General features: G+C 67.2%; 10 protein-coding genes. 1 reads left to right on the forward strand and 9 read right to left on the reverse strand.

Going from position 1 to position 12,401, the window contains the following annotated elements:
* Positions 1 to 191: 191 nt before the first annotated feature.
* The 9 genes from AC1RS9_RS09955 to AC1RS9_RS09995 all read right to left on the reverse strand — a co-directional run bounded on the left by AC1RS9_RS09955 (position 192) and on the right by AC1RS9_RS09995 (position 11,779).
* Positions 192 to 608: an ATP-binding protein gene (locus AC1RS9_RS09955; RefSeq protein WP_006947063.1), complete on the reverse strand. Its 417-nt coding sequence runs from the start codon at positions 606 to 608 to the stop codon at positions 192 to 194.
* 171 nt (positions 609 to 779) lie between these two features.
* On the reverse strand, positions 780 to 1,175 hold the full coding sequence (locus AC1RS9_RS09960) for a hypothetical protein (protein WP_074039600.1): 396 nt from the start codon (positions 1,173 to 1,175) through the stop codon (positions 780 to 782).
* Between the two features lie 2 nt (positions 1,176 to 1,177).
* Positions 1,178 to 1,555 carry a helix-turn-helix domain-containing protein gene (locus AC1RS9_RS09965; RefSeq protein WP_074045901.1) on the reverse strand — a complete coding sequence of 126 codons (378 nt, stop codon included), beginning with the start codon at positions 1,553 to 1,555 and terminating at the stop codon, positions 1,178 to 1,180.
* A 46-nt stretch (positions 1,556 to 1,601) separates the two neighbouring features.
* Entirely contained in the window at positions 1,602 to 2,015 is a 414-nt protein-coding gene (locus tag AC1RS9_RS09970; protein WP_131940348.1) for a hypothetical protein, read from the reverse strand.
* 111 nt (positions 2,016 to 2,126) lie between these two features.
* Positions 2,127 to 3,200 (reverse strand): Swt1 family HEPN domain-containing protein, encoded by a 1,074-nt coding sequence (locus AC1RS9_RS09975; protein WP_131940346.1) that lies wholly within the window; start codon positions 3,198 to 3,200, stop codon positions 2,127 to 2,129.
* A complete protein-coding gene (locus AC1RS9_RS09980; protein WP_131940344.1) occupies positions 3,197 to 6,391 on the reverse strand; it encodes a type I restriction endonuclease subunit R in 3,195 nt (1,064 codons plus the stop codon). Before AC1RS9_RS09980 ends, AC1RS9_RS09975 begins: the two co-directional genes overlap by 4 nt.
* 9 nt (positions 6,392 to 6,400) lie before the next feature.
* Complete coding sequence (locus AC1RS9_RS09985; protein WP_160126168.1) at positions 6,401 to 7,564, reverse strand: restriction endonuclease subunit S; 1,164 nt, start codon at positions 7,562 to 7,564, stop codon at positions 6,401 to 6,403.
* Positions 7,561 to 9,141: a class I SAM-dependent DNA methyltransferase gene (locus tag AC1RS9_RS09990; RefSeq protein ID WP_074039776.1), complete on the reverse strand. Its 1,581-nt coding sequence runs from the start codon at positions 9,139 to 9,141 to the stop codon at positions 7,561 to 7,563. The genes AC1RS9_RS09985 and AC1RS9_RS09990 overlap by 4 nt, the downstream gene beginning before the upstream one ends.
* 535 nt (positions 9,142 to 9,676) lie before the next feature.
* Positions 9,677 to 11,779, reverse strand: coding sequence for a hypothetical protein (locus tag AC1RS9_RS09995; RefSeq protein WP_472607490.1), 2,103 nt, complete (start codon positions 11,777 to 11,779; stop codon positions 9,677 to 9,679).
* A 228-nt stretch (positions 11,780 to 12,007) separates the two neighbouring features.
* On the opposite strand from AC1RS9_RS09995, the gene AC1RS9_RS10000 reads away from it, so the two are divergent.
* On the forward strand, positions 12,008 to 12,277 hold the full coding sequence (locus tag AC1RS9_RS10000; RefSeq protein WP_449758984.1) for a hypothetical protein: 270 nt from the start codon (positions 12,008 to 12,010) through the stop codon (positions 12,275 to 12,277).
* Positions 12,278 to 12,401 lie beyond the last annotated feature (124 nt).

Here is a 12,401-nt window from a genome sequence, read left to right on the forward strand (position 1 = left end):
GAGAAATGTTTGGGCGGGCGGCCGCGGAGGCGGCCTGCCCGAGCTTGCGAGGTCAGGCGCGCCTGCGCGACGGGCCGCACGCGTGTCGCAGCGAGTGCATCTGCCGAGCGTGCGAGGCCGATGCGCCGCAAGACGCGCAGAGAAATGTTTGGGCGGGCGGCCGCGGAGGCGGCCTGCCCGAGCTTGCGAGGTCAGGCGCGCCTGCGCGACGGGCCGCCCAAACTGGCCCACACCGTGCGGCCGTTGCGTTCGTCGCTGACGCCCCATTCGTGGGCGAGGGAGCGGACGATGCGCAGGCCGCGGCCAGAGTTGACCCATTCACTCTTGGGTTTGGGCATGGGGATGTCGTCGCCGCCGCCGTCGGTCACTTCGATCTCGACGCGCGGGGCGCGCACCTTCCAGTGCACACGGATGCTGCCGTCGGGCAGGGGCTTGGCGTGGCGGATGGCGTTGGTGACGAGTTCGCTGACGACGATCTCGCATTCGCCGATGACTTCGTCGCTGATCTCGCCGTCGGAGAGGTCGTCGACGATGGTGCGGCGGATGCTGGGCACGGATTCGAGCGTCCAGTCCAGGCGGACGGTGCGGACGCGGGCGTCGCTCGACATGTCGTGGCTACCTCGTGCGGTCGGACCTCGCGGGGCGGGGTGGTGTTCAGCGTTCGTTCAACCTTGCCACACATCGCAACGGGCGTGGGGTTGAGTGCGCGGCCCCACGGGTGCGCCGCGGCGGATCTGAGCGAACCGGCCGGGGATGGAGCTGGCATCCCGGCCTCGGTGTCAGTGGCTGTGCGGTTCGGGAGGCAGTCGCCGAAGAGGCAGGCGCTGGTCGATGCTGAATGCTGCCGCCTGCAGGGCTCCGCGAGCGTGGGGCCACACGGCATCCAGGGCTCCGTGAGCGTCGGATTCGGGCCAATCCCGAGCGAAACTCTCATCATTCGGCACTGCGAACTCACACAGAAGCTCAGCGCGAACGGCGCACATGCCGTCGTCCCCGGTGGCGGTGATGTCGATACGAACCCGGGCCGCCTTCTCGAAGTGGGCCGCGTCGAAACTCGCACTCATCTTGCCCGCGAGAGGAGCCCACTCGGGTAGCTCGTCGTCAGCCTTCACAGCCGCGCTGGTGCTCAACACCGTCACCGCTCGCAGCTCCACGTCGACCCCGGCGATCAGCACGGTCAGGCACCCACGGCGAAGATCATGGTGCGGGCATCGCGTCGCGCACGAGGCACTCCCACCACCGGAGCGACATCTTCGGGCTCGATGTCGACGGTCAACGTCGGGCGGGCAGGGTTGACGACGTGTCGCACCTCTGCGCCCACGGCGATGGCATAGCGACGCAGCGATGACAGGTGGAGATCGCGGTTTCCTGCTTCGATGCGCGCGACACCGCTCTGCGAGATCCCCATGCGTTCGCCCACGTCACCTTGGGACAGGTTCTTCGCCTTGCGCAGCTCGACGAGGCGGCTCAGCCACTCCTCCTCGTGCACGAGGTTGCGCTCGGCGAGACGATCCTCGTCCGTCTCTGGCCCGAAGATGTCATCGAGAAAATCCATCACACACCCCCACGTATGCACTCAGAGTCATATGCCCCAGTATGACTCATGAACTGAAATGCGCGAGGCGCACCGCCTCAGCCTCGTCCATGTGCCCGTTCTGGGCTGCGCGCCACCCTGCTGTGTCGGGGTACTTGGCCCGGAACGTCAAAAAGGTGAGCTCATCGAGGTGCTCGGGCTCGGTGAAATACAGCCGGGCTGCCAGGTGAGCACCGTCCTCGTCGATGACGTTCTTCCACCGCATCTCGAGCACGAGTGGCCGCCGCACGGATTGTTTGACGTCGTGCGCGCATCCCCTCTGCGACGGGCCGCAGGGACAGAACTGCAATGTGCCTTCCAACGCCCGGTCGCGCTTGCGCTTGATCTGAGCGCGCAGGTCGGCGCGAACCGCCGGCGGCAGGGACGCCAGCATCTCGCGCAGGCCAGGGTCTGCTCGCGCAACATCCGGCGTCACCCACATCGCGGCGCCGTCACGCGTCGACCGGACTCCGGGCGGCCACGCCAGCCTCATCCGGCACCTTCACTCATCATGATCCCGAGAGTGCCACCCGCCACCGACAACGCTCAACGCTCACTCGAGTAGGGCCTCAGCGCGGTTCAGCACCTCACGAACCGAAGCGGTACGCCGCTGGCGGCCGAACGTGGCGAGCGTGGCGGCCTGGACTTCGGGCGCTGACGCCGGAGCGCCGAGCTGGTCGGTCCAGTAGCGCAGCGCGTTCGCTACTTCGCGTGGACACAGATCCTCCGGCTTTGCCCGGGGCCCGGGCCGGAATTGCGTCCACTCCGCGAGCTTGATGTCCACCGGCCAGATGAAGCCATCACTGTCGATGTCGCCCGGGAGCTGCTTGATCTGGCGCATCAGGCTCCGCCGCAGGGCAGGTGAGATGCGACGCTCGAAGGCTGCGGCAGTAAGCCGCGCCAGCCGTTCCGTCGACACCGGCCCTTCTGTCTCTACGATGATCTTCAGCGCGCCTTGCACACGTTGACGGCAAGCGTCCCGTTTCAAGTTCTCGATGTCCGAACGCTCCCCGAGGATGACGGGGTGCCACGGTTCGTATGCCAGCCGTTCGTCGCCGAGTGGGGCACCGTCCAGCACTGCGGGGATGGCGGGGATGGGGACCTCCGGCGTGACGGCCCCGTCGATGTCCTCCGCGGGCATAAGCTCGCGCCGCGCTGGCATGGGCTGCCCACCCCCGTACAGTGCGCGTCCAACGTCGTCACGAATCGCAGCGAGACGGCGCGCCCCCTCAACGTCTCCCAGCGCATCGAGGAGTTGCGCAGCATGGTCACCGGCGCGCCATGCGTCGTGGGGTTCGAGAACGTCGTTGTGTCTTTCCGTGTTCCGGAGCTGGCGCAGCTGGGTGCCGAGGGACGAGACGCGTCGGGGATGTCGCGGGTCATCGTCAAATGGGTAGCCGAGTTCACCCAGTCTCTCGGTGAGCATGCGCAACTGCGCGGCGAGGTCGTTTCGCGAGTACTGGCCGCGTGGACGCCCCCGGGATTCGTCGAGGGCTCGGAGAATCTCCGTCCATTCCAGACCGTGGAGGAACTCACGAAGACGCGCGTCGATCAGCGGCTCGAGTCTTTCTTCGAGAGCGTCGAGAGCCCGGCGGACCTCGTGCCTCGTCTGCACTGGGTCACTCATCGCGCGTCCTCCGCATACTTCGGGGCCAGGGTTTCCATCTGCTGCATGACTCTCACGATGGCTTCGGGTTGCTGATCCGGCGGGTAGCCGTACTTGCGCAGCAGTCGTCGGATGGTGGTGCGTAGCTTGGCGCGCACGTCTTCACGCACCGTCCAGTCGATGCGCGTGTCGCGTCGCATGGCGGCCACCAGATCACGCGCGATCTGAGCGAGCACGTCGTCGCCCATGACGTCGACGGCGGCTTCGTTCTCGGCCACGACGTCGTAGAACGCCAACTCGTCATGTTCCAGCGGTGGTGAGAACCGCTCACCACGCCGCCCCTCGGCTGCGGCCTCCTTGGCGAGCTCGACGAGCTCGGCGATCACCTCGGCCGACGTCAGCTGCTGGTTGGTGTACTTGAACATCAGTTCGTTGACGCGTTCGGAGAACAGCTTGGAACGCACCTCGTTGCCGGCGGTCGCGGTGCGCGCGTCGGTGAGCAACTGCGCCTTGAGCGCGTCGATCGCGGCCTGTGCACGGTCGGGCTGTGCGGCCTCTTCGATCCAGGTCGGCGACAGGTCCGACAGCGTCGGCGGTTCGAGCCCGGCGGCACGGTAGATGTCGACGACACCCGTCGCCTCGGTCGACTCGACGACGAGGGCCCCGAGCTGCAGTCGGATGTCCTCCGGGATCGGTTCACCGCGCGCGACACGATCGGCGGCGTCGCGCTTCGCCATCCACTCGCGCACCTCACCGAAGAAACGCACCTGCGGGCGCACCCGCTCGACCGTCGTCTCACCGGCTGCGAGCGCCCACGCTCGCGCGAGCTTCGCGGCGGTCACCCGGAACTGCTCACCCAGGGGCCGCACGTCGGGGTCGCCCTCGTCGCGGTTGCCCGGCGTCAACGGCGAACGCAACGCATTCGTGACGGCGAGCGCCGCGTTGCGCCACGCGCGCGGCGTGTCCTCGTTCGCCAGGGCACGCCAGTCGACGCCGGCAGCGGTGACGGTCTCCTCCAGCGAGTCGACGAGGTCGAACACGATCTCTGCGGCTTCACCGGCCGTCTGCCCGACGGCTTTCTCGCCGGGCGTCCCGGCCTCGCGGGTGAACTCGCCGAGCGCCTTCGTCAGGTTCTCCGCGAGCGGCGCGTACGCGACGAGCAGGCCGTCGGCCTTGCCCCGGTAGGTGCGGTTGACCCGGGCGAGGGTCTGCATGAGCAGTGCGCCCTTGAGCAGACGGTCGATGTAGATCGTGTGCAGCGCCGGCGCGTCGAAGCCGGTGAGCATCATGTCCTTGACGATGACGATCTCGAGCGGGTCGTCCGCGTTCTTCATCCGCTTCTTCACGGCGGCCGTCGCGCTGGGGCGTCGCAGGTGTTTCGTCACCTCGGCGTCGTCGCTCGGCGTGGCGTTGTAGACGACCTTGATGACGCCCTTGTCGTCGGCGTCGTCGTGCCATTCCGGGCGCAGCGCGACGATCTTCGCGTAGAGACGCGCCGCGGTGCGTCGCGTCGCGCAGACGATCATCGACTTGCCGGGCCCGCCGATGAACGGCGCCATGAGTTCGCGCCGCCTCTCCCAGTGGCTCACGACGTCCGCGGCCAACTTCTCGAGACGTTCGTCGGAGCCGTAGATCGTGTCGAGCTTGGCGATGCTCTGCTGCAGTCGCGCCTTGTCGGCGTCGTCGAGCCCGGCGGAGACCTCCTCGGCGCGTTCGTCGATGTCTTCGTCGCCGAAGCCGTCGACGCGTTGTACCTGGATGAGGCGCTGCTCGAACGCGACCGGCACGGTCGCGCCGTCCTTGACGGCTCGCAGCAGGTCGTAGACGTCGATGTCGTCGCCGAACACGCGCCGCGTGTCGCGCTCACCTTCGGCGATGGGGGTACCGGTGAACGCGATGAGCGTCGCGTTCGGCAACGCCATCTTGAGGTGACGTGCGTACCCGTCGAGGGTGTCGTAGTGGCTGCGGTGCGCCTCGTCGGCCATGACGATGATGTTGCGCCGATCCGACAGCAGCGGATGGTCGGCGCCCGCTTCGCGTTCGCTCTGGGTGAGGCCGAACTTCTGCAGCGTCGTGAAGTAGATGCCGCCCGTCAGCTGTTCGCTGAGCAGGCGCCGCAGCTCGTCGCGCGAGGCCACCTGCTTTGGTTCCTCCGGCAGCAGGGCGCTCACCCGGAACCCGTCGAAGAGCTGGGTGTCGAGTTCTTGACGGTCGGTGATGACGACGACCGTCGGGTTCGCGAGGCGCTGGTGGCGCATCACCTTGGCCGTGTAGAGCTCCATCTCCATCGACTTGCCGGAGCCCTGCGTGTGCCAGACGACGCCGGCGCGGCCGTCACTGTCGACGGCGTTGATGGTGGACGCGACGGCTTTCGTCACGGCGAAGTACTGGTGGGGTTTGGCGATGCGCTTGCCGAGGCCTTCTTCGGATTGATCGAACGCGATGAAGTCGCGCATGATCTGCCCGAACCGGTCGATGTTGAACAGGCCCGTCAGTGTGAGGTCGAGTTCGGTCGTCGCCTCGCCGTCGAGGTCGGTCTCGCCGAACTCCATGAGGTGGCCCTCTTCGTCGACGCTCCACGGCGCGAAGTGGTTGTACGGCGTCCACGGCGTACCGTACTTCGCGCTGATGCCGTCGCTCGCGACAACGAACGCGCAGAACCGGAACGCCATCGGAAACTCGCGCAGGTACGTCTGCAACTGGTTGTAGGCGCCCTCCACCGTCGCGTTCTTCGCGGCGGCCTGCTTGAGTTCGACGATGACGAGCGGCAGGCCGTTGACGTAGAGGACGACGTCGAAGCGACGCTCGCGCTCACGGCTGCGGATGGTCACCTGCTGCACCGCGAGGTAGGCGTTCTTCGAGACGTCGCCGTGAGCCATGAAGTGGATCGTCGGGCTCTGCTCGCGGCCCTCGTCGTCGACGTACGTGATGCCCGCGTAGCCGCGGATGAGGATGTCGTGCAGGCGCTTGTTCTCCGCCAGCGCGTCCTGCGACTGCGGCGCGAGTACCTCCGCCTTCGCCTGCTGCAGGTACTCCTCGGGCACCCCGGGGTTGAGGTCGCGCAGCTTCTGACTCAGCGTGCCGTGCAGGACGATGTCGGCCCACGACTCGCGCTCCTTCGAGCCGGGTGCCAGCTCCTTGCCGTGCTTCGGCTGCCACTCCAACTCGCCGAGCTGATCGAGCACGAGCTGCTCCCAATCGGCCTCAGTCATGACCGGCACTCACACCACCCCTTCCACGCGCTTCTCCGCGTCCCTGACGGTGATCTTGCCCGACATGAGCAGCGTCAACAGCTCATCGCGAGTTTTCGCGAGGGCTTCGTTCTCCGCCAACGCGCCCAGAGCCCTCACATGCATCGCGCTCACGCGCTCTTCCACCTCCGGGGCTGCCGCCCGATCGATGACGGGGAGGCGCGTCTGACGCACTTCTTTTCCGTTGACGGACGCGAAGACTGTGCCGGTTCCCTGGAACTCGTTCCAGGCATGTGAACTCGCCCGCACGGTGTAGAAGAAGGACACAGGGTTCTCGTATGCACGCAGCGCAGCAAGGCCTCGGCCGATACACGTGGGCTCAATCGCGACATTCACCTCACCGACCGGAGCGCGCACAGCGAACAGAACGTCCCCCGCCTGGGCCATCCTGACGGGCTGAGTCGCAAAGACCCTGCGTGTCGGCGACAGCAGCCCAAAGTCACGCACACCTTGGAAGAAGGTAACGCCGCCCCCGTCCTCATTGAGGTATTCGCCCTTAGGAGATGAACCCATGACCACTTGCGCCCGCTCCTCCAGGGGCAGGGACTGAGAGGAGAAGGCTCCGCTCACGATGCCCTCGGAGAGCGAGACCGCAAGCTCAGCGACCCGACGGTTGGCGGCGATCTTGTCATCCAACGCCCCCAGCACCTCGGCTAAACGCTTGCGTTCACTGGCGTCAAAGAGCACCACGGGAAGCCGACGCAGAATCTCCCCATTCATGGACAACATGGTTGACCCCGCCGCGTGCTGAAGCAGCCAGGATTTACACGAACGTTGTTGCAGGTACAAACCCCAGAAGCGCGCGTCCACCTCCGATTCGAATCGCAGTGCTATACCGTCACTACCTAGGAATAGTGGACCGTATTCCGGCGAGATCCAAGAACTACGCTCGACGCCCCCCTTCCGGGCAACTACCACATCATGGCTCGTAAGAGTGAACCTCGGCAAGCGCTCAATCGTCGCTGCAGAAACTCGCGGCGTGGAATCGTTGATCTGGACTGCACCTGCCCGGATCTCTCCGACCGAGACCAGCGGCACCCCGCCATCGCTGGCGTATTCGTTCGCCTTTAGCTGGGTTCCGAACGGGCCAGTTTGCACGGCGCGCAGTTCTGGCACCTCCCCCAACGTCGTCACGCCAACCTCCTCAACTGCTCGCGCACGACGGCATCGAGGCATGCCGACTCGTCGAGCGCGGCCGTCAGTTCCTTCGTCAGGCGGGCGATCTTCTCGTCGATGGGTTCGGAATCCTCTTCTGCCGCAGCGGCGCCCACGTATCGTCCGGGCGTCAACGCGTAGTCGGCGGCGCGGATCTCGTCGAGCGTCGCGCTTTTGCAGAAGCCGGGCACGTCCCCGTACTCACCCTCAGCCGAGGCGCGGCCACGCCACGTGCGGAACGTGTTGGCGATGCGCGTGATGTCGTCGTCGGAGAACGTGCGCTCCACCCGGTCGACCATGTGGCCGACCTCGCGGGCGTCGATGAACAGCACCTGCTTGCGGCGATCCTCGGCGCCTGCCGTGCCGGCCGCCTTGTCCTTCGCGAAGAACCACACACACACCGGGATGGCCGTGCCGCGGAAGAGGTTGCCCGGCATCGCGATGACGCACGAGACGACGTCGTCCTCGAGCATCGCCTTGCGGATGTCGCCCTCACCGCCGGTGTTCGACGCCATCGTGCCGTTCGCCATGACGACGGCCGCTTCACCGCGCGGCGTCAGCTTGCTCAGGATGTGCTGCATCCACGCGTAGTTGGCGTTGCGGGCCGGCGGCACCCCGTACGTCCAGCGCGCGTCGTCGGTGTTGCGCGACCAGTCCTTCTGGTTGAAGGGCGGGTTGGCCATCGCGTAGTCGGCCTTCATGCCCGGGTGGATGTCGCGCGCGAACGTGTCGCCCCAGCGCGGCCCGAGACCCTTCGAGTCGATGCCGTGGATGGCGAGGTTCATCTTCGCCAGACGCCACGTCTCCTCGATGCTCTCCTGCCCGTAGACGACGATGGCGCTCGGATCCTCGTCGTGACGTTCGAGGAACTTCTCGGCCTGCACGAACATGCCGCCGGAGCCGCACGCCGGGTCGTACACGCGCCCCGAGTGCGGTTCGAGAATCTCGACGAGCGTGCGCACGAGCACCGGCGGCGTGAAGAACTCGCCGCCCCGCTTGCCCTCGGCCTTGGCGAACTTCTCGAGGAAGTACTCGTACACCTCGCCGAGCAGGTCGCGCGCCTTCGTCGCGCCCTCACCGGTGAAGCGCACCGAGTTGAACAGGTCGATCAGTTCGCCGAGGCGTCGCTGGTCGATGTTGTCGCGCCCGAAGATCGTCGGCAACGTGCCCTGCAGCGACTCGTTCTGCTTCATCAGCGTCGCCATCGCCTCGTCGATGAGCTTGCCGACACTCTTGCTCTCCTGGCCCGCGGAGGCTTCCATGCCCTTCGCGTGACGGGCGATAAACTCCCAGCGCGCGTTCGTCGGCACCCAGAACACCCCGTTGCCGACGTACTCGTCCCGGTCTTCGAGCGTTTCGGCGACGTAGTTCTCCGCCTCGTCCGCGAGCTCCTCACGGATCTGCTCGCGGCGCTCCTCGAACGCATCCGAGACGTACTTGAGGAAGACGATGCCGAGCACGACATCCTTGTACTGGCTCGCGCTCATCGAGCCGCGCAGCTTGTCCGCGGCCTTCCACAACGTGTCGTGCAGTTCCTTCTTCGACGACGGCGCCATCGCGGCAGCCTTGGCCTTGGGTGGGGTCACGGGGTCTCTCCTTGCAGGTACGAGCTTCGAGTCTTCGGTGCCGCGTCGAGACGTGTGCGCGTCGTTTCACGGCAGATGGATGTGGCGGGATCGGGGACGCACCGACGAGGTTCGAGTCCCTGTTGCTGGTGTGGCCATCCCCTGCGGCGACAGGAGGGGACGCGCTGCTCGGCAGAGTGGGGGCACGCCTGGGGCCCACCATCGATGTCAAGGCTTCGAGTCCCTTTACATCGGTGTTGTGGCCTCGCTTGGACGAGCCACTGCAGTGGCGGTCGCGCGGATCGGACGATCAGTCTTCCAAACTGATCACACGACATTGCTCCCGGCTGCAGAAAGCGCGCCGCTCGAGTCGCGGGTTCAAGTCCCGTTACTCGCGGCGTTTCTGCCTGCGGCCATCGACGGACTGTTGCTCCGTAGGTCGAGACGCCGACCTCATAGGTGTTCCACAACCACCTGTTTACAAGGCAGGTGGACAGTTGCCCCTGCCACTGCCAATCACGGACGGTCATGCGGCGCCGCCCCTCGACGCTGCTTCTTCTTGCATGTCATGCATAGGACGCGTGGACGAGATCTCGGCGCGCAAGACGCCTTCTGCGATGCCGGTGAGCACCGTCGTCTCGTACGCGTCGAGCGCTGCGAGCTGGTCGCGCAAGGCCCGTCGCCGCACGGCCACCGTCGTCGCGACACGCTGCGCCGCGTCGGCCTGCTCGGCCGGCGTGAGATGAAGGTGCCAACCGGCGGTGTCGACGCCGCGCTGAGCGTTGATGTCGAGCGCAGCCTGCGCCGAGATCAAGCGCAAACCGTCGGGCGCGCCACTTCGAGGTCGCAGGATGCGTGCCGGCGTCTGCACGACGCGTCCACCCCGCTCGTCGACGATCGCGGCCGGCCGTTCGACGGCGACGAACACAACATCCCCAGGTTCGGTGTAGCGCACCTGCGGCACGACACGCTCGACCTCGAGACGATCCACGCGCCGCGCACCGACCGCGCGCAGGCCCCGCACCTCGTCAGCACCGATGACGTCGACGAGCGCGCCTCGCGTCGCCGCGGTGATCTCGTCCGGCACGCGGTGGCCCCGACGCACACTCGCCCACGTGCTGACGACGTCAGCCCAGGTCTTGGGCGCCTGGGCGGCAACCAACCCCGCGGAGACGAGGTCGACCTCGGACGCCAACGGCGCGCCGGCGCGGCTCTCGTGACCCCACGCCTGGGCAAGCACCTCACCGCCGTCACGCGGCTCGCGCACGCCGGGCGGAACGACGAGCGACGGCTCGTCGAGCAGGTTGTACGTCGCGCGATGACGCGCCCGCAAGAATGCGTGCGTTGCGCGATCACCCGAGCAGGCGGCGGCGACATCCGCAGCAAGGGCATCGCACTCACCGGGGTCTAGCGCGTGGTTCGCGTGGTCGCCGTACGTCGTGAAAGCCGGGCGCGTGTCGTCGGTGTTCGGGGCCAGTGCCCACAGTGCGAGGCGGCGGCGACCCGTCGCGCGCAGCATCCCCTTCGGCAGCGTAGCGACGTAGCGTAGCGGCAGCGTGTAATCCGGTGCGGGGCCGGCTCGCTGCTCCTGACGATGACGTGACACCGCCCTCTGGGCCTGGCTGATGTTGAAGCACTCACGGCGGGCTTCGTCGAGGTTCGATCCCTCGCCGAGGGTGCCGACGAGAAGATCGGCGGGGGCGAGGACGAGGGCCACGTCGCGATCTGCAAGGTCATGGGAGACGGCGCGAACCTTCTCGAACAGCGTGATGGCAGCATGCGCGTCGGCGCGGTTCTCGACGATGACGTGGAGGTTGTCGCCTGCGTCGGTGCCCGTCGTCTCGATTCCGCGCGCGGCGAAGGCGCGTAGAGCCAGGCGTGACGCAGCCGAGGCCCGGCCCGGTGCCACCTCGACGCCTTTCTCGCGCACACTCAGCCCGGCGTTGAGCGGCATGGTGCCCTGGCCGAGGGATGACGTTCCGTCGGCGGGGATGTCCGCCGCGACCTGTGTCAGCAGGGCCAGCGCGCCCTGTCCGTGAAGGACGACGTGATGGTCAGCCGTCGCCACCGCACGCAGCAGCGACGTGAACATCGCGGCGGCGTCGACCGTGAGCGAGTGCTCCGCGAAGGCTCCGCCCCGTGCGTGCTCCGCCGCGACGAGCCGCCACAGCACGCGTTCACCGCCGTAGCCGGCTTCAGCGAGGGTGTCGACGTCGGCGACGAGGGCTGCGTCATCGAGAGCCGCGAGCATCTCGCGCGGCGGGAGCAACGCCGGCAGCTGCGCGTCCAGAATCGCGTCGAGCGCCGTCTCCGCGTCGAGGTCGGCGAGGAGTTCGCCGGTGAGGGCCTGCAGGAGCAGCAGACTCGACGCGGCGTCGAGATGCTCACGGATCGTCGCGAAACGGGACGAATGGAGCGCCGCATCGACCGCCGCGTCCGGGTTGTTGCCGCGGCCCGTACGAGTGAGCCATTCGCCGACCGCGTCGGCGCTGAAAGTGAGCGAGCGCACGTCAACAGGGGCCGGGAACCCACCCTCGGTCGTGGGGTAGCGCGATCGCCACATCGACACGACGGCTCGTCGGACGCCCGCGAGGTCGGCCACCTGCTGCATCGTCAGGGTGTCAGGCATCGGCGGCTCCTCTCATGGTCTCGGGCGGTTCTCAGGGGGCTGGAGGCGACAGCTGACCGATGCGGCGGCTGCGGTCGCCCCTCGGCACTGACTCTACGGCGCTGAGCTCGCTTGCATATGGACTGCGCGATAAGTGGTCTTATCGCGTTGCTGGTTCCTCCACTCCGCGTCGGGGACTGATGGTGGGGACACGACGCACCACCCGCACCGAACGAAGGAGAGCTGACGATGAGCCGCCGCACCCCGTCCCACATCCGCACCACCCGCCGTGCCCCGCGGCACTTCGCGAAGAAGCATCCCGACCGCAGCTGCGACACCGGAAAGATCCGCTACCGCGATCACGCCGCCGCCGTCAGCGCCCTGCACAGCGCCGCGACGGCCCGCCACTTCGCCGAACTGGCCGGCAACGACACCCGTCGTCGCGAGAGCCGCATCTACGCGTGCGCCATGTGCCAGGGATTCCACCTGACGTCGATGCGCGACCTCGCCGCTGCGTGAAAACGACGTTCTGAAAAAAGCCTTCCCTCACCTGTCCGATTCAGCGGGCACCGTCAGGCGTTCTTTTCACCAGGGCACAAAAACCGCCCTCCCGCACGCACCCGGTAGGTGCGCATGAAAGGAA

This window comes from Dermacoccus sp. MPR-E5 (genome assembly GCF_058809565.1).